General features: G+C 55.4%; 18 protein-coding genes and 1 other annotated feature. Of the genes, 15 read left to right on the plus strand and 3 right to left on the minus strand.

The window, feature by feature from the left end:
- From dnaA to gyrB, 4 genes are read left to right on the plus strand one after another with little or no spacing between them, the layout of a single operon-like run.
- Complete coding sequence (gene dnaA / locus LCD46_00005; GenBank protein ID UOY70774.1) at positions 1–1,395, plus strand: chromosomal replication initiator protein DnaA; 1,395 nt, start codon at positions 1–3, stop codon at positions 1,393–1,395.
- Positions 1,396–1,399: 4 nt separating this feature from the next.
- Positions 1,400–2,500, plus strand: a complete 1,101-nt coding sequence (gene dnaN, locus LCD46_00010) for a DNA polymerase III subunit beta (protein UOY70775.1) — start codon at positions 1,400–1,402, stop codon at positions 2,498–2,500.
- Positions 2,500–3,573, plus strand: coding sequence for a DNA replication/repair protein RecF (gene recF / locus LCD46_00015; GenBank protein ID UOY70776.1), 1,074 nt, complete (start codon positions 2,500–2,502; stop codon positions 3,571–3,573). The genes dnaN and recF overlap by 1 nt, the downstream gene beginning before the upstream one ends.
- A gap of 28 nt (positions 3,574–3,601) precedes the next feature.
- Positions 3,602–6,013, plus strand: coding sequence for a DNA topoisomerase (ATP-hydrolyzing) subunit B (gyrB, locus tag LCD46_00020; GenBank protein ID UOY70777.1), 2,412 nt, complete (start codon positions 3,602–3,604; stop codon positions 6,011–6,013).
- A 34-nt stretch (positions 6,014–6,047) separates the two neighbouring features.
- On the opposite strand, the gene LCD46_00025 is transcribed toward gyrB, so the two are convergent.
- Positions 6,048–6,983 carry a LysR family transcriptional regulator gene (locus LCD46_00025; GenBank protein ID UOY70778.1) on the minus strand — a complete coding sequence of 312 codons (936 nt, stop codon included), beginning with the start codon at positions 6,981–6,983 and terminating at the stop codon, positions 6,048–6,050.
- 110 nt (positions 6,984–7,093) lie between these two features.
- Between LCD46_00025 and LCD46_00030 the strand changes: the two genes are divergently transcribed.
- The 8 genes from LCD46_00030 (at position 7,094) to LCD46_00065 (ending at position 15,276) form a co-directional block, all read left to right on the plus strand.
- Positions 7,094–8,119, plus strand: coding sequence for an NAD(P)-dependent alcohol dehydrogenase (locus LCD46_00030; GenBank protein ID UOY70779.1), 1,026 nt, complete (start codon positions 7,094–7,096; stop codon positions 8,117–8,119).
- Between the two features lie 115 nt (positions 8,120–8,234).
- Positions 8,235–9,047: a sugar-phosphatase gene (yidA, locus tag LCD46_00035; GenBank protein UOY70780.1), complete on the plus strand. Its 813-nt coding sequence runs from the start codon at positions 8,235–8,237 to the stop codon at positions 9,045–9,047.
- Between the two features lie 225 nt (positions 9,048–9,272).
- Positions 9,273–9,962, plus strand: a complete 690-nt coding sequence (dgoR, locus tag LCD46_00040) for a D-galactonate utilization transcriptional regulator DgoR (GenBank protein ID UOY70781.1) — start codon at positions 9,273–9,275, stop codon at positions 9,960–9,962.
- Positions 9,959–10,837 (plus strand): 2-dehydro-3-deoxygalactonokinase, encoded by an 879-nt coding sequence (locus LCD46_00045; protein UOY70782.1) that lies wholly within the window; start codon positions 9,959–9,961, stop codon positions 10,835–10,837. The genes dgoR and LCD46_00045 overlap by 4 nt, the downstream gene beginning before the upstream one ends.
- Positions 10,821–11,438, plus strand: a complete 618-nt coding sequence (locus LCD46_00050; GenBank protein UOY70783.1) for a 2-dehydro-3-deoxy-6-phosphogalactonate aldolase — start codon at positions 10,821–10,823, stop codon at positions 11,436–11,438. Before LCD46_00045 ends, LCD46_00050 begins: the two co-directional genes overlap by 17 nt.
- Complete coding sequence (gene dgoD / locus LCD46_00055; protein UOY70784.1) at positions 11,435–12,583, plus strand: galactonate dehydratase; 1,149 nt, start codon at positions 11,435–11,437, stop codon at positions 12,581–12,583. The genes LCD46_00050 and dgoD overlap by 4 nt, the downstream gene beginning before the upstream one ends.
- 74 nt (positions 12,584–12,657) lie before the next feature.
- The gene (locus tag LCD46_00060) at positions 12,658–13,995 is read left to right on the plus strand and encodes an MFS transporter (protein ID UOY70785.1); all 1,338 of its coding nucleotides are present in this window, start codon (positions 12,658–12,660) and stop codon (positions 13,993–13,995) included.
- A gap of 51 nt (positions 13,996–14,046) precedes the next feature.
- Complete coding sequence (locus LCD46_00065) at positions 14,047–15,276, plus strand: DUF3748 domain-containing protein (GenBank protein UOY70786.1); 1,230 nt, start codon at positions 14,047–14,049, stop codon at positions 15,274–15,276.
- Here LCD46_00065 and LCD46_00070 read toward each other — a convergent pair.
- Complete coding sequence (locus LCD46_00070; GenBank protein UOY70787.1) at positions 15,273–15,605, minus strand: YceK/YidQ family lipoprotein; 333 nt, start codon at positions 15,603–15,605, stop codon at positions 15,273–15,275. The genes LCD46_00065 and LCD46_00070 overlap by 4 nt on opposite strands.
- Before the next feature lie 247 nt (positions 15,606–15,852).
- Positions 15,853–15,925 (plus strand) — a sequence feature (ROSE (Repression Of Heat Shock gene Expression) occurs in the 5'-region of heat shock genes and acts as an RNA thermometer to modulate expression.).
- On the opposite strand from LCD46_00070, the gene ibpA reads away from it, so the two are divergent.
- From ibpA to LCD46_00085, 3 genes are all read left to right on the plus strand, one after another.
- Complete coding sequence (ibpA, locus tag LCD46_00075) at positions 15,919–16,329, plus strand: heat shock chaperone IbpA (GenBank protein UOY70788.1); 411 nt, start codon at positions 15,919–15,921, stop codon at positions 16,327–16,329. (Overlaps the previous feature by 7 nt.)
- A gap of 136 nt (positions 16,330–16,465) precedes the next feature.
- Positions 16,466–16,894 (plus strand): heat shock chaperone IbpB, encoded by a 429-nt coding sequence (gene ibpB / locus LCD46_00080; protein UOY70789.1) that lies wholly within the window; start codon positions 16,466–16,468, stop codon positions 16,892–16,894.
- Between the two features lie 172 nt (positions 16,895–17,066).
- On the plus strand, positions 17,067–18,728 hold the full coding sequence (locus tag LCD46_00085; GenBank protein ID UOY70790.1) for a putative transporter: 1,662 nt from the start codon (positions 17,067–17,069) through the stop codon (positions 18,726–18,728).
- On the opposite strand, the gene LCD46_00090 is transcribed toward LCD46_00085, so the two are convergent.
- Positions 18,696–19,442 (minus strand): GntR family transcriptional regulator, encoded by a 747-nt coding sequence (locus tag LCD46_00090; protein UOY70791.1) that lies wholly within the window; start codon positions 19,440–19,442, stop codon positions 18,696–18,698. The genes LCD46_00085 and LCD46_00090 overlap by 33 nt on opposite strands.
- Between the last annotated feature and the right edge of the window lie 61 nt (positions 19,443–19,503).

Genomic DNA, 19,503 nt, shown 5'->3' on the forward strand with positions numbered 1-19,503 from the left:
GTGTCACTTTCGCTTTGGCAGCAGTGTCTTGCCCGATTGCAGGATGAGTTACCAGCCACAGAATTCAGTATGTGGATCCGCCCGTTGCAGGCGGAACTGAGCGATAACACGCTGGCTTTGTATGCGCCAAACCGTTTTGTGCTCGATTGGGTAAGGGATAAGTACCTTAATAACATCAATGGACTGCTGAACGATTTCTGCGGGTCAGATGCCCCACAGCTGCGCTTTGAAGTGGGCACAAAGCCGGTCATCCAAACAGTTCGTGAAACCGTGAACGTAGCAGCGCCGGCTCAGGCTGCTCCTGCTCCGGCCCCTCGCGTCGCACCCGCTCGTCAGGGCTGGGATAATGTTCCTGCACCTGCTGAGCCAACCTACCGTTCTAACGTTAACGTTAAACACACGTTCGATAACTTCGTTGAAGGTAAGTCGAACCAGCTGGCGCGCGCGGCGGCTCGTCAGGTTGCGGATAACCCCGGAGGTGCCTACAACCCACTGTTCCTTTATGGCGGTACGGGTTTAGGTAAAACGCACCTTCTGCATGCAGTGGGTAACGGCATTATGGCGCGCAAGCCGAATGCGAAAGTGGTGTATATGCACTCCGAGCGCTTCGTTCAGGACATGGTAAAAGCCCTGCAAAACAACGCGATCGAAGAGTTTAAACGCTATTATCGTTCCGTTGACGCCCTGCTAATCGATGACATTCAGTTCTTTGCCAATAAAGAACGATCGCAGGAAGAGTTTTTCCACACCTTCAATGCGCTGCTGGAAGGCAATCAACAGATCATTTTGACCTCGGATCGTTATCCAAAAGAGATCAACGGTGTTGAAGATCGTCTGAAATCCCGCTTTGGCTGGGGTCTGACCGTGGCGATCGAGCCACCGGAGCTGGAAACCCGCGTTGCGATCCTGATGAAGAAAGCCGATGAAAACGACATTCGCCTGCCGGGTGAAGTGGCGTTCTTCATTGCCAAGCGTCTGCGCTCCAATGTGCGTGAGCTGGAAGGGGCACTGAACCGTGTTATTGCCAATGCCAACTTTACCGGCCGTGCGATCACGATCGATTTTGTGCGTGAAGCGCTGCGAGATTTGCTGGCATTGCAGGAAAAATTAGTCACCATCGACAATATTCAAAAGACGGTGGCTGAGTACTACAAGATCAAAGTGGCAGATTTACTGTCTAAACGTCGTTCCCGCTCGGTGGCGCGTCCGCGTCAGATGGCGATGGCGCTGGCAAAGGAGTTAACCAACCACAGTCTGCCGGAAATCGGGGATGCGTTTGGTGGCCGTGACCATACGACCGTGCTGCACGCTTGTCGCAAGATTGAGCAGTTACGTGAAGAAAGCCACGACATAAAAGAAGATTTTTCCAATTTAATCAGAACATTATCATCGTGACGCTATGAAATTTACTGTTGAACGTGAACATTTATTAAAACCGCTGCAACAGGTGAGTGGCCCATTAGGTGGCCGCCCAACGCTGCCTATTCTCGGAAACCTGCTGCTTCAGGTCGCGGACGGTACGCTGTCGCTGACCGGCACAGACCTGGAAATGGAAATGATCGCGCGCGTTACGCTGACTCAGCCACACGACGCGGGTGCGACCACGGTTCCGGCACGTAAATTCTTTGATATTTGCCGTGGGTTGCCGGAAGGCGCTGAAATCGCCGTGCAGCTGGAGGGCGACCGCATGCTGGTGCGCTCTGGCCGCAGCCGTTTCTCGCTTTCCACGCTGCCTGCTGCGGACTTCCCGAACCTGGACGACTGGCAGAGTGAAGTTGAATTCACCCTGCCACAGGCGACGATGAAGCGTCTGATTGAAGCCACGCAGTTTTCTATGGCGCATCAGGACGTTCGATACTACTTAAACGGCATGCTGTTCGAAACCGAAGGTGAAGAGCTGCGTACCGTGGCGACCGACGGCCACCGTCTGGCGGTCTGTTCCATGCCAATTGGCGACTCACTGCCAAACCATTCGGTGATCGTGCCGCGTAAAGGCGTGATTGAGCTGATGCGCATGCTCGACGGTGGTGATACCCCGCTGCGCGTGCAGATCGGCAGCAACAACATTCGCGCTCATGTAGGCGATTTTGTCTTCACCTCGAAGCTGGTTGACGGTCGTTTCCCGGATTATCGCCGCGTATTGCCGAAGAATCCGGACAAAACGCTGGAAGCGGGTTGCGATAGCCTCAAGCAGGCGTTTGCCCGTGCCGCCATTCTCTCTAACGAGAAATTCCGCGGTGTGCGCCTGTATGTGAGCGAAAACCAGATCAAAATCACCGCTAACAACCCGGAGCAGGAAGAAGCAGAAGAAATTCTGGACGTCACCTACGCCGGGGCTGAGATGGAAATCGGCTTTAACGTCAGCTACGTGCTGGATGTGCTGAATGCACTGAAATGCGAGAACGTGCGCATCCTGCTGACCGATTCCGTTTCAAGCGTACAGATTGAAGATGCCGCATCACAGTCGGCTGCCTATGTTGTCATGCCAATGAGACTGTAATGTCGCTCACCCGTCTGTTGATCCGCGACTTTCGCAATATTGAAAGCGCGGATCTTGCTTTATCCCCGGGCTTTAACTTCCTGGTTGGCGCGAATGGCAGCGGTAAAACCAGCGTGCTGGAAGCCATCTACACGCTCGGCCATGGCCGGGCGTTTCGCAGTTTGCAGATTGGTCGCGTCATTCGCCATGAGCAGGAGTCCTTTGTTCTGCACGGGCGTTTACAGGGTGAAGAGCGGGAAACCGCCATCGGCCTGACCAAAGACAAGCAGGGCGACAGCAAGGTACGTATCGACGGTACCGACGGCCACAAGGTGGCGGAGCTGGCACTGCTGATGCCAATGCAGCTGATTACGCCGGAGGGGTTTACTTTACTCAACGGCGGCCCCAAATACAGAAGAGCGTTCCTTGACTGGGGATGCTTTCACAACGAAGCCGGTTTCTTTAACGCCTGGAGCAACCTGAAGCGTCTGCTTAAGCAGCGTAACGCTGCACTGCGCCAGGTCACCCGTTACGCCCAGCTGCGTCCGTGGGACATGGAGTTAATCCCTCTCGCGGAACAAATCAGCCGCTGGCGTGCCGAATACAGCGCAGGTATTGCCGAAGACATGGCGGATACCTGCAAACAGTTTTTACCTGAGTTCTCTCTCACCTTCTCCTTCCAGCGCGGCTGGGAGAAAGAGACGGATTATGCCGAGGTGTTAGAGAGAAACTTCGAGCGTGACCGCATGTTGACCTACACCGCGCATGGCCCGCACAAGGCGGATTTCCGCATTCGTGCCGACGGTGCGCCGGTGGAAGACACGCTGTCGCGCGGGCAGCTTAAGCTCCTGATGTGCGCGCTACGCCTGGCACAGGGGGAATTTCTCACCCGCGAAAGCGGGCGACGCTGCCTGTACCTGATAGATGATTTTGCCTCGGAACTTGACGACGCGCGGCGTGGGCTGCTTGCCAGCCGCTTAAAAGCCACGCAGTCGCAGGTTTTCGTCAGCGCCATTAGCGCTGAACACGTTATGGACATGTCGGACGAAAATTCGAAGATGTTTACCGTGGAAAAGGGTAAAATAACGGATTAACCCAAGTTGAAATGAGCGAGAAACGTTGATGTCGAATTCTTATGACTCCTCCAGTATCAAAGTCCTGAAAGGGCTGGATGCGGTGCGTAAGCGCCCGGGTATGTATATCGGCGACACGGATGACGGCACCGGTCTGCACCACATGGTATTCGAGGTGGTAGATAACGCTATCGACGAAGCGCTCGCGGGTCACTGTAAAGACATCGTGGTCACGATCCATGCGGATAACTCCGTCTCCGTCACCGATGATGGTCGTGGCATCCCAACCGGTATCCACCCGGAGGAAGGCGTGTCCGCTGCGGAAGTTATCATGACCGTGCTGCACGCAGGCGGTAAGTTCGATGATAACTCCTATAAAGTTTCCGGCGGTCTGCACGGCGTAGGTGTCTCCGTGGTTAACGCCCTTTCGCAGAAGCTGGAGCTGGTTATTCAGCGCGAAGGCAAAATTCACCGCCAGCTGTATACCCACGGCGTGCCGCAGGCACCGCTGGCCGTCACTGGCGATACCGACAAAACCGGTACCATGGTGCGCTTCTGGCCAAGCCTGGAAACCTTCACTAACGTCACCGAATTCGAGTACGACATCCTGGCGAAACGCCTGCGTGAACTGTCGTTCCTGAACTCTGGCGTCTCTATTCGTCTGCGTGATAAACGCGACAACAAAGAAGACCACTTCCATTACGAAGGCGGTATCAAGGCGTTCGTTGAGTATCTGAACAAGAACAAAACGCCAATTCACCCGAATATCTTCTACTTCTCCACCGAAAAAGACGGTATCGGCGTAGAAGTGGCGCTGCAGTGGAACGATGGTTTCCAGGAAAACATCTACTGCTTCACCAACAACATTCCACAGCGTGACGGCGGTACTCACCTGGCGGGCTTCCGTGCGGCGATGACCCGTACTTTGAACGCCTACATGGACAAAGAAGGCTACAGCAAAAAAGCGAAAGTCAGCGCCACCGGTGACGATGCCCGTGAAGGCCTGATTGCTGTGGTTTCCGTGAAGGTGCCGGATCCGAAGTTCTCCTCACAGACCAAAGACAAACTGGTCTCTTCTGAGGTGAAATCGGCGGTTGAACAGCAGATGAACGAACTGCTGAGCGACTACCTGCAGGAAAACCCGTCTGACGCGAAAATCGTTGTCGGCAAAATTATTGATGCGGCACGTGCCCGTGAAGCGGCGCGTAAAGCCCGTGAAATGACCCGTCGTAAAGGCGCACTGGACTTAGCAGGCCTGCCAGGCAAACTGGCTGACTGTCAGGAACGTGACCCGGCGCTGTCTGAACTGTACCTTGTGGAAGGGGACTCCGCGGGCGGTTCTGCGAAGCAGGGCCGTAACCGTAAGAACCAGGCTATCCTGCCGCTGAAGGGTAAAATCCTCAACGTTGAGAAAGCGCGCTTCGACAAAATGCTCTCTTCTCAGGAAGTGGCGACGCTCATCACCGCCCTGGGCTGCGGCATTGGCCGTGATGAGTACAACCCGGACAAACTGCGCTATCACAGCATCATCATCATGACCGATGCGGACGTCGACGGCTCGCACATCCGTACGCTGCTGTTGACCTTCTTCTATCGTCAGATGCCGGAAATCGTTGAACGTGGCCACGTCTACATTGCACAGCCACCGCTGTACAAAGTGAAGAAAGGCAAACAGGAACAGTACATCAAAGATGATGACGCGATGGATCAGTATCAAATCGCCATCGCCCTTGATGGTGCGACTCTGCACGCGAACTCCAGCGCACCAGCACTGGCAGGTGAGCCGCTGGAACGCCTGGTGTCTGAGTTCAACGCCACGCAGAAAATGATTGGTCGTATGGAGCGTCGTTATCCGAAAGCGCTGCTGAAGGAGCTGGTTTATCAGCCAACGCTGACCGAAGCTGACCTGAGCGATGAACAAACCGTGACCCGCTGGGTGAATACCCTGGTAAGCGAGCTGAACGAGAAAGAACAGCACGGTAGCCAGTGGAAATTCGATGTTCAGCAGAACGCCGCTCAACAGTTCGAGCCGATTGTTCGCGTGCGTACCCATGGTGTCGACACTGACTATCCGCTGGAGCACGAATTTGTGACCGGCCCGGAATACCGCCGTATCTGCACGCTCGGTGAGAAGCTGCGCGGTCTGATCGAGGACGATGCGTTTATCGAACGTGGCGACCGTCGTCAGCCGGTAGCCAGCTTCGAACAGGCGCTGGATTGGCTGGTGAAAGAGTCCCGTCGCGGTCTGTCTATCCAGCGTTATAAAGGTCTGGGTGAAATGAACCCGGATCAGCTGTGGGAAACCACTATGGATCCGGAAAGCCGCCGCATGCTGCGCGTGACCGTTAAAGACGCGATTGCTGCTGACCAGCTGTTCACTACCCTGATGGGCGATGCGGTTGAACCACGTCGTGCCTTCATCGAAGAGAACGCCCTGAAAGCGGCTAATATCGATATCTAATCGTCGTTATCCCGCACGAAATATGGCCGCGCTTTTAGCGCGGCTTTTTTGTGGGCGCAGGCATATCCAGCGACATCACGGACGGCAAACGGCTCGCCAGCGTATCTATCGCAATTCTTACCCTCAGCGGCAGATGCGGCGTCTGCTGCCAGACCGCGTGAACGTCGAAACGCACATCCGGTGCCTGCTTTAAGAGCGGGATGAGTTTTCCCTGATGAATTTCTTTGCTGACCATCCAGCAGGGTAGCCATGCAATGCCGTGTCCGGCCAATGCAGCGTCGCAGATCGCCTGCAAATCATCCATATTGAGTGACGAACGGGGAGTAAACGTATGCGATGTTCCTTCGTTATCCATCAGTTGCCAGGGGAGCACTCTGCCTGCGCGCAGATAGTTAATGGCGGTATGCAGGGGTAAATCATCAACGCTTTGTGGCTGCCCTTTCTTCAGCAGATAATCCGGCGCGGCGCACAGCACCATGCGGTGCTCCCCCAGCCTTCTGGCAACCAGCACGCTGCTGTCCTGAAGCACGCCGTTACGTACCGCCATATCAAACCCTTCCTCGACAAGATCCACCACGCGGTCACTGAATGACATTTCCAGTTCAAGTCCGGGGTGTTCCTGCGCCAGTTCAATCAACAGCGGGGCGACGCACTGGCGACCAAACAGCACCGGCATGGCAACACGCAGGCGGCCACTGACCTGCTGTTTCCCTGTTTCAAGCAGTGATTCTGCACCGCGAATTTCCTCCAGCGCGCGCAGACAGCGCTCATAAAAAAGCGCGCCGTTATCGGTCAGGCTCTGGCTGCGGGTGGTGCGCTGGAATAGACGAACGCCCAGTCGCTCTTCGAGGCGAGCGATACTTTTCCCTACCGCCGAGCGCGATAAATGCAGGCGAGTTGCGGCCTGAGCAAAACTCCCCGCCTCAACGGCGGCCACAAAAACAGGAATATCCTTCAGTGTATCGGTCATGAATTGTATCCATTGTGGCGACAATAAAGAGAAAACTTATCGCCACTGGTGATGGTGAGTCAACGGTAGACTGTGAGTACTGAAACTCATTTGATGGCTGGAGAAATACAATGGCAGAGACAATGCAACGCTGGTCGATGAACACCCTCGGGCGCGAGAACCTCAGACTCATTCAGGAACCTGTTCCACAGCCTGGTCCGGGTGAAGTGCGTGTGCGGGTGAATGCCGTTGCGCTCAACTACCGCGATAAAATGGTGATTGAAGGCAACATGCCGATTTCACGTTCCTTCCCGTTTACGCCGGCGTCTGACATGGCGGGCGTGGTGGACAGCATTGGCGAAGGTGTGACACGTTTCAAACCCGGCGCTCGCGTCATCTCAACCTTCTTCCCTGAGTGGATCGACGGCAAGCCGCAGGCGGACGCGCGCAATTTGCCCTATAGAACGTCCGGTGGATACTTCCAGGGGATGCTGGCTGAATATGTGATTGTGAATGCAGACTGGCTGGTGGCCGCCCCGGAAACACTGGATGACGCAGAGGCCAGCACCCTACCCTGCGCAGGGCTTACCGCATGGTTTGCGCTGGTGGAACGCGGCCAGTTACGCGCCGGGCAATCGGTGCTGGTACAGGGGACGGGCGGCGTAGCGATATTCGCCCTGCAAATTGCAAAAGCACACGGAGCAGAGGTTTTTGTCACGTCCGGGAGTGATGAAAAACTGGCACTGGCCAAAAAACTCGGGGCTGACAAAGGGATCAACAGGCTGAAAGGTGACTGGGCTGAAGCCATTCTGGCGCTGACTCAGGATCGCGGTATCGACCATATTATCGAAACCGTAGGGGGTGAAAATCTGAAGTATTCCCTGCGCGCCGTTGCCGTTCATGGACGTATCTCGGTTATCGGCGTTCTGGCCGGGACCGAAATTTCACTCCCAGCTGGCGAGCTGTTGCTGAAATCTCCGGTTATTCAGGGGATTGGCGTTGGGCATCGTCGGGCGCTGGAGGATTTCGTTCAGGCTGTCGATGTAACCGGATTAAAACCTGTGATTGAGCATCGCTACCGTTTTGACGAGCTTGAACAGGCGCTTGAGCACCTCGATCGCGGTGCGTTTGGCAAAATAGTCCTCACCCGCGAGTGAATTGTCGTTCCCCGGGATAAGCCTGAAAAGGGGTGATCTGGTTGCGCAATCTAGCTCTATTTTTGTGTGCTTAATCGCGTTAGCATGGGTTGCATTCATTTATTCCGGGGACCTCATGGCTATCAAACTCATTGCAATCGATATGGACGGCACACTGCTGCTGCCAGACCACACCATCTCTCCAGCCGTTAAAAACGCAATTGCCGCGGCACGCGCAAAGGGCGTGAATGTGGTACTGACCACTGGCCGTCCGTATGCCGGTGTGCACAGCTACCTGAAAGAGCTGCACATGAATCAGCCGGGCGATTACTGCATTACTTATAACGGCGCGCTGGTGCAGAAAGCTGCGGATGGCAGTACGGTTGCGCAAACCGCGCTGAGCTATGATGACTATCTGTTCCTCGAAAAGCTGTCCCGCGAAGTGGGTTCTCACTTTCACGCGCTCGATCGCAACACGCTCTATACCGCCAACCGTGATATCAGCTACTACACGGTACATGAATCCTACGTTGCCACCATTCCGCTGGTGTTCTGTGAAGCCGAGAAAATGGACCCGGCGACGCAGTTCCTTAAAGTGATGATGATTGACGAGCCCGAGATCCTCGATAAAGCGATTGCACGCATCCCTGCCGAGGTCAAAGAGAAATACACCGTGCTGAAAAGCGCGCCGTACTTCCTCGAAATTCTCGATAAACGCGTGAATAAAGGTACCGGTGTTAAATCACTGGCCGATGCTCTGGGCATCAAACCTGAGGAGATTATGGCCCTGGGCGATCAGGAAAACGACATCGCGATGATTGAATACGCGGGTATGGGCGTGGCAATGGACAACGCGATCCCGTCGGTAAAAGAAGTGGCCAATTTTGTCACCAAATCCAACCTGGAAGACGGTGTGGCGTACGCCATTGAGAAATTTGTCCTGCGGTAACAGCAACCAAAATCATCAGCCTCGGTTATCAACCGGGGCTTTTTTTTGCGCTGAATTTATTGGATTGTTCTTTTTGTGATCTTGATTGTGGTACAACATGGATTGATTGTACTACATTGTCATCACGATAAAGATGAAAGGCCTCACGTTTGTACTGCAAAAGTGAGGCGAAATTCGGCGGGCACGGTAAAGTAGTGATGGACATACAGAGCACAAGGACTCTCCATGACGCTTAACAAAACCGATCGCATTGTCATCACGCTGGGCACTCAAATTGTGGGGGGCAAATACGTCCCGGGTTCGCCGCTCCCTGCTGAGGCCGAACTGTGTGAGGAGTTTGAAACCTCGCGCAACATCATCCGGGAAGTGTTCCGCTCGCTGATGGCGAAGCGGCTGATTGAAATGAAACGCTATCGCGGCGCGTTTGTCGCTCCTCGCAACCAGTGGAACTACCTCGATACCGACGTATTGCAGTGGGTTCTGGAAAACGACTACGACCCACGGCTGATTGGCGCGATGAGTGAAGTCCGAAACCTGGTGGAACCGGCCATCGCCCGCTGGGCGGCGGAGCGCGCAACCTCCGGCGATTTGGCCCAGATTGAGTCGGCTTTAAACGACATGATCGCTAATAACCAGAACCGGGAGGCGTTCAACGAGGCGGACATTCGCTATCACGAGGCGGTGCTGCAGTCGGTGCACAACCCGGTGTTACAGCAGCTTAGCGTGGCGATCAGCTCGCTACAGCGAGCGGTATTTGAACGAACCTGGATGGGCGATGAGGCCAACATGCCAAAAACGCTCCAGGAACATAAAGCGCTGTTCGATGCGATAAGGCATCAGGACGGCGATGCGGCAGAGCAGGCGGCCCTCACGATGATCGCCAGCTCGACACGAAGGCTGAAGGAAATCACATGACATCTCGCTACATCGCAATTGACTGGGGATCGACCAACCTGCGCGCCTGGCTTTATCAGGGCGAGCAGTGCCTGGAGAGCAGGCAATCAGAAGCAGGCGTGACGCGCCTGAACGGTAAATCCCCCGAGGCGGTGTTAGCAGAGGTGACGCAAAACTGGCGCGATGGCGCCACGCCGGTGGTAATGGCGGGCATGGTCGGCAGCAACGTGGGCTGGAAAATCGCCCCTTACCTGCCGGTTCCTGCGCATTTCTCTGCCATTGGCGAGCAGTTAACGTCCGTTGATGACAATGCCTGGATTATTCCCGGCCTGTGCGTCTCTCGCGACGATAACCACAACGTGATGCGCGGCGAAGAGACACAGTTGCTTGGCGCGCGCACACTTTCTCCTTCTTCTGTTTACGTTATGCCCGGTACGCACTGCAAGTGGGTGCAGGCCGATGCTGAGCAAATCCATGATTTTCGCACCGTAATGACCGGCGAACTGCACCATTTGCTGCTGACGCATTCGCTGGTGGGGGCGGGGTTGCCAGCGCAAGAGACGTCGCCCGCAGCGTTTACCGCCGGGCTTGAGCGTGGTCTCGCATCACCTGATGTTCTGCCGAAACTCTTCGAAGTTCGCGCCTCGCACGTGCTGGGAAATCTCCCGCGCGAGCAGGTTAGCGAATTTCTCTCAGGCCTGCTGATTGGCGCAGAAGTCGCGACCATGCGCGATTTTGTCCCGACCGGGCAGGCAATCACGATTGTTGCCGGAAGCGCGTTAACGTCGCGCTATCAGCAGGCATTTCACGCTATTGGGCGTGATGTGGCGGCGATCTCTGGCGATACGGCATTTCAGGCAGGAATAAGGAGCATCGCTCATGCAGTGGCAAACTGATCTTCCCCTTATCGCGATTTTGCGCGGCATTACGCCCGATGAGGCGATCGCGCACGTAGGCGCAGTGATTGACGCCGGGTTCGATGCGGTGGAAATCCCGCTCAACTCTCCCGAGTGGAAAAAAAGTATTCCGGCCGTGGTGGATGCCTTTGGTGATAAGGCACTGATTGGCGCGGGAACCGTGTTACACCCGGAGCAGGTGGATGAGCTGGCGAAAATGGGCTGCAAGCTTATCGTCACGCCCAACATTAATCCTGAAGTGATCCGCCGCGCGGTGAGCTACGGCATGACCGTTTGTCCGGGATGTGCGACAGCTACGGAAGCCTTTACTGCCCTCGATGCGGGCGCGCAGGCGCTCAAAATTTTCCCGTCATCGGCCTTTGGCCCGGACTACATCAAAGCGCTTAAAGCGGTATTACCCACCAGCGTGCCGGTCTTTGCCGTGGGCGGTGTCACGCCAGAAAACCTGGCGCAGTGGATGAAAGCCGGTTGTGTGGGGGCGGGTCTGGGCAGCGATCTCTATCGCGCCGGGCAGTCAGTTGAACAAACCGCGCAGCAGGCGACAGCATTTGTGAAAGCGTATCGAGAGGCAGTGAAATGAAAATTACCAAACTCACCACGTACCGTTTACCCCCGCGCTGGATGTTCCTGAAAATCGAAACCGACGAAGGCGTTGTCGGCTGGGGCGAGCCGGTGATTGAAGGGCGTGCGCGCACCGTTGAAGCGGCAGTGCATGAGCTGGGCGAATACCTGATTGGCCAGGATCCGGCGCGCATTAACGACCTGTGGCAGGTGATGTATCGCGCGGGCTTCTACCGTGGCGGCCCGATCCTGATGAGCGCTATCGCCGGTATCGACCAGGCGCTGTGGGATATCAAAGGTAAAGTCCTGAATGCGCCGGTCTGGCAATTAATGGGCGGCCTGGTGCGCGACAAAATCAAAGCCTACAGCTGGGTGGGCGGCGACCGCCCTGCGGAAGTGATCGACGGCATTAAGCAGCTGAGCAATATCGGTTTTGACACCTTCAAGCTCAACGGCTGTGAAGAGATGGGCGTTATTGATAACTCGCGTGCGGTAGACCGTGCGGTAAATACCGTCGCGCAAATCCGTGAAGCCTTCGGCAACGAGATTGAGTTTGGTCTGGATTTCCACGGCCGCGTCAGTGCGCCAATGGCTAAAGTGCTGATTAAAGAGCTTGAGCCGTATCGTCCGCTGTTTATCGAAGAGCCGGTGCTGGCCGAGCAGGCGGAGTACTATCCGAAACTGGCTGAGCAGACCCATATTCCTATCGCGGCGGGTGAACGTATGTTCTCGCGTTTCGAGTTCAAACGCGTGCTGGAAGCGGGCGGCATTGCCATACTGCAACCCGATCTCTCCCACGCAGGCGGCATCACCGAATGCTACAAAATTGCCGGAATGGCGGAAGCCTACGATGTGGCGCTGGCACCGCACTGTCCGCTTGGGCCGATCGCGCTGGCTGCCTGTCTGCACGTGGATTTTGTCTCCCGCAATGCTGTGTTCCAGGAACAGAGCATGGGCATTCACTATAACAAGGGCGCGGAACTGCTCGACTTTGTGAAAAACAAAGAAGACTTCAGCATGGAAGGTGGTTTCTTTAAACCGTTAACGAAGCCGGGCCTTGGCGTGGATATTGACGAAGCCAAAGTCATTGAGCTCAGCAAAAATGCGCCGGACTGGCGTAATCCACTCTGGCGTCATGAAGACGGTTCCGTAGCCGAGTGGTAGTTCGCCGGATGGCGCTTCGCCACCGGACAAAAACCTTACCTACAAAAAATATAACCCTCTGTAAATTACAGGGCATGGTGAGCGGCTTCGCTATGCCCAAAATCTGGAGACAGATTGCGATGGATATTCCAGTTACTGCTACAAAAACCGGGCGTCGCCGCTACCTGACGCTGATTATGATCTTTATCACCGTGGTCATTTGCTATGTCGACCGCGCCAACCTTGCCGTGGCATCGGCCCATATTCAGGAAGAGTTTGGCATCACCAAAGCGGAAATGGGCTACGTCTTTTCGGCGTTCGCCTGGCTTTATACGCTTTGTCAGATCCCCGGTGGCTGGTTCCTTGACCGCGTGGGCTCGCGCCTGACTTATTTCATCGCCATTTTTGGCTGGTCCGTGGCGACGCTGTTCCAGGGCTTCGCGACCGGGCTGATGTCGCTAATTGGTCTGCGCGCCATCACCGGGATTTTCGAAGCCCCGGCGTTTCCGACCAACAACCGCATGGTGACCAGCTGGTTCCCGGAACATGAGCGTGCTTCTGCCGTTGGTTTTTACACTTCCGGGCAGTTTGTCGGCCTGGCGTTCCTGACGCCGCTGCTGATCTGGATCCAGGAGCTGCTGAGCTGGCATTGGGTATTTATCGTCACCGGCGGGATCGGCATTATCTGGTCGTTTATCTGGTTCAAGGTTTACCAGCCACCGCGTCTGACTAAAAGCATCACCAAAGCCGAGCTGGACTACATCCGCGACGGCGGTGGCCTGGTGGACGGTGATGCGCCGGTAAAAAAAGAGGCGCGCCAGCCGCTGACCAAAGCGGACTGGAAGCTGGTTTTCCATCGTAAGCTGGTGGGCGTTTACCTGGGCCAGTTCGCGGTCACCTCTACGCTGTGGTTCTTCCTGACCTGGTTCCCTAACTATCTGACGCAGGAAAAGGGGATCACTGCGCTGAAAGCTGGCTTTATGACTACAGTACCGTTCCTTGCGGCATTCTTCGGTGTACTGCTCTCGGGCTGGCTGGCGGATAAACTGGTGAAGAAAGGCGTCTCGCTGGGTGTCGCGCGCAAAACGCCGATTATCTGCGGCCTGCTGATTTCCACCTGCATCATGGGCGCCAACTACACCAACGATCCGGTATGGATTATGACCCTGATGGCGGTAGCATTCTTCGGCAACGGTTTTGCCTCCATCACCTGGTCACTGGTCTCATCCCTGGCGCCAATGCGTCTGATTGGCCTGACCGGTGGCGTGTTCAACTTTGTCGGTGGGCTCGGCGGCATCACTGTACCGCTGGTCATCGGCTACCTGGCCCAGGATTACGGCTTTGGCCCGGCGCTGGTCTATATCTCAGCGGTAGCACTGATCGGTGCGCTCTCCTACATTCTGCTGGTGGGCGATGTGAAACGAGTAGGCTAAATCCCGCTGATGTTTTACCCTGATGCGACAACTGCGCATCAGGGTATCTCCATGAAACAAATCACCTTCGCTTCCCGCCATCACCAGCTGACCAATATCAATACCTGGACGCCGGACAGCCAGTGGCTCGTCTTTGATGTGCGCCCGTCGGGCGCATCGTTCACCGGTGAAACCATTGAGCGAGTCAATGTCAGTACGGGTGAGGTTGAGGTGATTTATCGTGCCACTGACGGCGCGCATGTCGGCGTGGTGACCGTTCATCCCGCTGAAGATAAGTATGTGTTTATCCACGGCCCGAAACACCCGGATGCAGACTGGCACTATGATTTTCACCATCGTCAGGGGGTGATTGCGCATCATGGCCAGGTGAGCAACCTGGATGCGATGGATATCACCGCGCCTTACACCGCAGGCGCGTTGCGCGGCGGCAGCCACGTACACGTCTTCAGCCCGAACGGGCAGCTCGTTAGCTTTACCTATAACGACCACGTCCTGCACGAGCGCGATCCGAAACTTGATTTACGTAACGTGGGTGTTGCCGCACCGTTTGGCCCAGTGAACCCACAGGGGAACCATCCGCGAGAATATGTCGGTGCATACTGGAGCGTGCTGGTGAGCCGCACGACGCCAACACCTCAGCCCGGCAGCGATGACATCAACCGCGCCTATGAAGAGGGCTGGGTGAGTAATGACCGGCTGGCGTTTATTGGCGATACCCTGTCAGTGCAGGGCGAGAAAGTGCCAGAACTGTTTATTGTTGAGTTGCCTGAGAACGAACAGGGCTGGAAGCAGGCTGGCGATGAGCCTTTGCAGGGTACGACAGAGACCCTGCCTGCCCCGCCAGCAGGGGTTAAGCAGCGTCGTCTGACCTTTACGCATCAAAGGGCGTATCCGGGGCTTGTGAACGTGCCGCGTCACTGGGTGCGCTGTAATCCGCAAGGGACGCAGATCGCGTTTCTGATGCGAGATGATAACGGTATTGTGCAGCTGTGGCTGATCTCTCCTGAGGGTGGCGAGACGCGCCAGTTAACCCATACGGAGAGCGGTATTCAGTCAGCGTTTAACTGGCACCCTTCCGGGAACATGCTGGGATTCGTACTTGAAAATCGGATCGCCTGTTGCGATGCGCAGACTGGTGCGGTGACGTTTTTGACGACCGATCACGGCAACCCACCTTCAGCAGATGCGGTAGTGTTCTCCCCAGACGGACGTTTTATTGCGTGGATGGAAGAGACAGGCGGTTTCCGTCAGCTTTGGTTAACAGAAACCGCGCAACACTAGCGTGGAGGCAATTCAGCGGGCGGAATAACGGCGTTTGTCGCCAGATTCTCCTGCTCGCTTTTTTCTACCCGTGAGCGCACAGAATTGTCCTTACGAAACATATCCCACGGCAGCAGAAGCGTATCCGCCACAGCCGTAAACGGCATATCCAGGATAACCAGGGATTTGGTGCCCCAGTTTGTATCGTCATCGGAGATCATCGCCGCGCTGGCACGTGTCCCCGGATATGTTCCTTCTTTACCGCCGGTGTGAGACATCACGCTCGAACACCCGCAAAGTAAAACTACCCCGCTGAACGTCGTCAGCTTTATCAGAACATTTTTCATCATCACTCAGTCATCATTAATGGCACTGCAAAGACCTGCAACTCAGGTTTATAGCGAGCCTTAACCAAAATGGATAGCCCGATAACCCCGCACTGTGGCAGCCATCGCAATTTAACCCTTTGTGCTGTTGTCCCAGTCTAAGCGAGATGCACGAAAGTGCAAAAAAAAGTGCAGCTGTCGTGCTTGAAAAGCCCGGTTCAAGACCCATTTTAAGAATGTAACCACGAAAACGAACACGCCTGATGGGTGTTCGGGGTACTAAGGCCTGTCCATGGTGGAAGGCTACATTTTCTCGCTGATTTCAGGAGTTTTATTTATGCGTAACTTCGATCTTTCTCCGCTATACCGTTCTGCAATTGGTTTTGACCGCCTGTTTAACCATTTAGAAAATAACCAAAGCCAGAGCAACGGCTACCCTCCATACAATGTAGAGTTGGTTGACGAAAACCACTACCGCATCGCGATTGCTGTCGCCGGTTTTGCAGAAAACGAACTGGAGATCACCGCCCAGGACAACCTGCTGGTGGTGAAAGGTTCCCATACGGCCGAGCAGAAAGAACGTACCTACCTTTACCAGGGCATTGCCGAGCGCAACTTTGAACGTAAGTTCCAGTTAGCTGAGAACATTCACGTTAAAGGCGCGAACCTGGTCAACGGCCTGCTGTTTATCGAACTGGAACGTGTGATCCCGGAAGAGAAAAAACCGCGTCGTATCGAAATTAACTAATTATGCGGGTCGCCTAAGCGGCCCAACCAGAATTGCTTGCCGTAATGGGAGCATATGCGAATCCATCGGGATTTGCAGGAATAACTGCGCACAAAATTAAACTGTGCCGAACTCGCTTCTCAGAAGGAGATTTAGTATGCGTAACTACGATTTATCCCCCCTGCTGCGTCAGTGGATTGGTTTTGACAAACTGGCTAACGCCCTGCAAAGCACCACCGAGCAACAGACATTTCCGCCGTACAACATCGAAAAGAGCGATGATAACCACTATCGCATTACCCTGGCGCTGGCCGGTTTCCGTCAGGACGATTTGGATATCCAGCTTGAAGGTACGCGTCTGACCGTGAAGGGTACGCCGGAAAAACCAGAAACCGAGACCAAATGGTTACATCAGGGATTGGTCACTCAGCCGTTTAGCCTGAGCTTTACCCTGGCCGATCATATGGAAGTCTCCGGTGCGACTTTCACCAACGGGCTGTTGCATATCGACCTGACCCGTAATGTGCCGGAAGCTATCGCGCCACAGCGTATCGCCATTAGCGAGCGGCCTGCGTTAAACAGTTAACAAGCCCGCCGATCCTGTAGGTCGGGTAAGGCGTAGCCGCCACCCGACAATACTCACCAACTGCACAAAGCCCTGCCCCAGCAGGGCTTTTTTGTGCGCCATCGCCCATACAACTACGTCTGGCTCTGAGAGAATCCTCGTCATAACTAAGGTTATGCACAGGAAGTGGATCATGAGTGATATCGCGTTAACGGTTAGCGTGTTGGCCCTGGTCGCTGTAGTTGGACTGTGGATAGGTAATATCAAAATCCGTGGCGTCGGGTTTGGGATTGGCGGGGTTCTGTTTGGCGGAATTTTTGTCGGGCACTTTGCCGACAAACTCGGGCTGGTCCTCAGCGCCGAAATGCTCCACTTTATTCAGGAATTCGGTCTGATCCTCTTCGTTTATACCATCGGTATTCAGGTGGGGCCGGGCTTTTTTGCCTCACTTCGGGTTTCCGGATTACGGCTTAACCTGTTTGCTCTCGGCATTGTGGTGATGGGCGGGCTGGTTACCGCTATTCTGCATAAAGTCTTTGATATCCCGCTGCCTGTGGTGTTGGGTATCTTCTCCGGGGCGGTGACCAACACACCGGCACTCGGTGCAGGGCAGCAAATTCTGCGCGATTTGGGTATCGAACCCGGTATTGTCGACCAGATGGGGATGAGCTACGCCATGGCCTATCCGTTTGGGATTTGCGGCATTCTGCTCTCCATGTGGCTGGTACGCGTCCTGTTCCGGATTAACGTCGACAAAGAGGCGAAGGACCACGAAACCACCCTCACTAACGGCCATATGCCGATCAAAACCATCAATATTCGGGTTGATAACCCCAATCTGAACAACATGGCGATTCAGGATGTGCCGATCCTGAACAGCGCCAATATCATCTGCTCCCGCCTTAAGCGTGACGATATGCTGATGGTGCCCGCGCCCGGCACCGTCATTCAGCAAGGCGATTTGCTGCATCTGGTCGGCCAGCCAGGGGATTTAAACAACGCGCGGCTGGTGATTGGTCAGGAAGTGGATACGTCGCTCTCAACCCGTGGCACCGATATGCGCGTGGAACGTGTGGTGGTGACTAACGAGCACGTTCTGGGCAAGAAAATACGCGATCTGCAGGTAAAAGAGCGCTACGACGTGGTGATCTCCCGTCTTAACCGTGCGGGTGTCGAGTTAGTCGCCAGCCCAGAGGCTAGCCTGCAGTTCGGCGATATCCTTAATCTGGTCGGGCGTCCGTCGTCTATTGATGCTGTGGCGGATATGGTCGGCAACGCCCAGCAAAAACTGCAGCAGGTGCAGATGCTGCCCGTGTTTATCGGTATCGGGCTTGGCGTGCTGCTGGGCTCCATTCCGCTGTACGTGCCGGGTTTCCCGGTTGCGCTGAAGCTGGGCCTGGCGGGCGGGCCGCTGATTATGGCGCTCATCCTTGGTCGTATCGGCTGCATCGGTAAGCTCTACTGGTTTATGCCACCGAGCGCCAACCTGGCGCTGCGCGAGCTCGGCATCGTGCTGTTCCTGGCCGTTGTCGGCCTGAAATCCGGCGGTGATTTTGTCGATACCCTGGTCAAGGGCGAAGGGATGAGTTGGGTCGGCTACGGGATATTTATCACGGCGATCCCGCTGCTGACGGTGGGCATTCTGGCGCGGATGTTCGCCAAAATGAACTATCTGACGCTGTGCGGTATGCTGGCGGGCTCCATGACGGACCCTCCCGCGCTAGCCTTTGCCAATAACCTGCACGCCACCAGCGGTGCGGCGGCATTGTCCTATGCCACGGTATACCCGCTGGTCATGTTCCTGCGCATCATCACCCCGCAGCTACTGGCGGTGCTGTTCTGGGGGATGAGCTAGTAATTCGTCCGGGTGGATGCGCCGCAGATGGTAGTCCACCTGGTAATCGCTGGTATTACGGAACATCACGGAATAATTGAGGAACTCGCCGCTGTCGCTGTATGAGAGAGACGTAATTCGCAGCAGCGGCGTTTGTTCCGGCAGGTTCAGGTAACCGGCCAGCTGTTTATCTGCCAGCACTGGCGTCAGGCTCTCGTAGTTGCCGCTGATGGTGATCCCGCACTCCTTCTCGATGTAATCAAACTTCGACCCTTCAAGATGCGCCAGCGACAGATTGCGAAACAGCTTCACGGGCATAAAGCTGTCCTCCAGCATCAGGGGTTTCCCCTCCACGAAACGCACGCGACGCGAAAAGTAGATCCGTTCATCCACCTGTATCCGCAGCTGGCTGGCGATGGCGGGCGGTGCGGGCATGACTTCGAACTGCAACACCTTGCTCTGCACCTCTTTCCCCTGCTGACGCAGCACCTCCACCAGCCCGGTCAGGTTAGTGGTTTCATGGTGGACATCTTTACGCGATACAAACGTCCCGCTGCCGTGGCGCCGCTCCACCAGCCCCCAACTGACCAGCAGGTCCAGTGCCTTTCGAATGGTCATCCGCGCCACGCCGAATTCCTGTGCCAACGTCTTTTCACCAGGAAGCGGGCTGCCGATGTTGTAGTCCGACGAATTCAGCCGCAGCCGTAATCTGTCGGCAATAGATTTGTAGATCACCAGTAGACCTCTCTGCCCTTTTCTGGCGGTGGATTGCGTCCTGACATGTCCATATTTATAA

This window comes from Enterobacter ludwigii (genome assembly GCA_023023105.1).
Classification (GTDB): Bacteria; Pseudomonadota; Gammaproteobacteria; order Enterobacterales; family Enterobacteriaceae; genus Enterobacter; species Enterobacter adelaidei.

Excerpts from the sequence above, each read along its gene's own strand:
- dnaN (UOY70775.1), top strand. The coding sequence starts at position 1,400 with ATGAAATTTACTGTTGAACGTGAACATTTATTAAAACCGCTGCAACAG.
- recF (UOY70776.1), top strand. The coding sequence starts at position 2,500 with ATGTCGCTCACCCGTCTGTTGATCCGCGACTTTCGCAATATTGAAAGC.
- gyrB (UOY70777.1), top strand. The coding sequence starts at position 3,602 with ATGTCGAATTCTTATGACTCCTCCAGTATCAAAGTCCTGAAAGGGCTG.
- LCD46_00025 (UOY70778.1), bottom strand. The coding sequence starts at position 6,983 with ATGACCGATACACTGAAGGATATTCCTGTTTTTGTGGCCGCCGTTGAG.
- LCD46_00030 (UOY70779.1), top strand. The coding sequence starts at position 7,094 with ATGGCAGAGACAATGCAACGCTGGTCGATGAACACCCTCGGGCGCGAG.
- yidA (UOY70780.1), top strand. The coding sequence starts at position 8,235 with ATGGCTATCAAACTCATTGCAATCGATATGGACGGCACACTGCTGCTG.
- dgoR (UOY70781.1), top strand. The coding sequence starts at position 9,273 with ATGACGCTTAACAAAACCGATCGCATTGTCATCACGCTGGGCACTCAA.
- LCD46_00045 (UOY70782.1), top strand. The coding sequence starts at position 9,959 with ATGACATCTCGCTACATCGCAATTGACTGGGGATCGACCAACCTGCGC.
- LCD46_00050 (UOY70783.1), top strand. The coding sequence starts at position 10,821 with ATGCAGTGGCAAACTGATCTTCCCCTTATCGCGATTTTGCGCGGCATT.
- dgoD (UOY70784.1), top strand. The coding sequence starts at position 11,435 with ATGAAAATTACCAAACTCACCACGTACCGTTTACCCCCGCGCTGGATG.
- LCD46_00060 (UOY70785.1), top strand. The coding sequence starts at position 12,658 with ATGGTGAGCGGCTTCGCTATGCCCAAAATCTGGAGACAGATTGCGATG.
- LCD46_00065 (UOY70786.1), top strand. The coding sequence starts at position 14,047 with ATGAAACAAATCACCTTCGCTTCCCGCCATCACCAGCTGACCAATATC.
- LCD46_00070 (UOY70787.1), bottom strand. The coding sequence starts at position 15,605 with ATGATGAAAAATGTTCTGATAAAGCTGACGACGTTCAGCGGGGTAGTT.
- ibpA (UOY70788.1), top strand. The coding sequence starts at position 15,919 with ATGCGTAACTTCGATCTTTCTCCGCTATACCGTTCTGCAATTGGTTTT.
- ibpB (UOY70789.1), top strand. The coding sequence starts at position 16,466 with ATGCGTAACTACGATTTATCCCCCCTGCTGCGTCAGTGGATTGGTTTT.
- LCD46_00085 (UOY70790.1), top strand. The coding sequence starts at position 17,067 with ATGAGTGATATCGCGTTAACGGTTAGCGTGTTGGCCCTGGTCGCTGTA.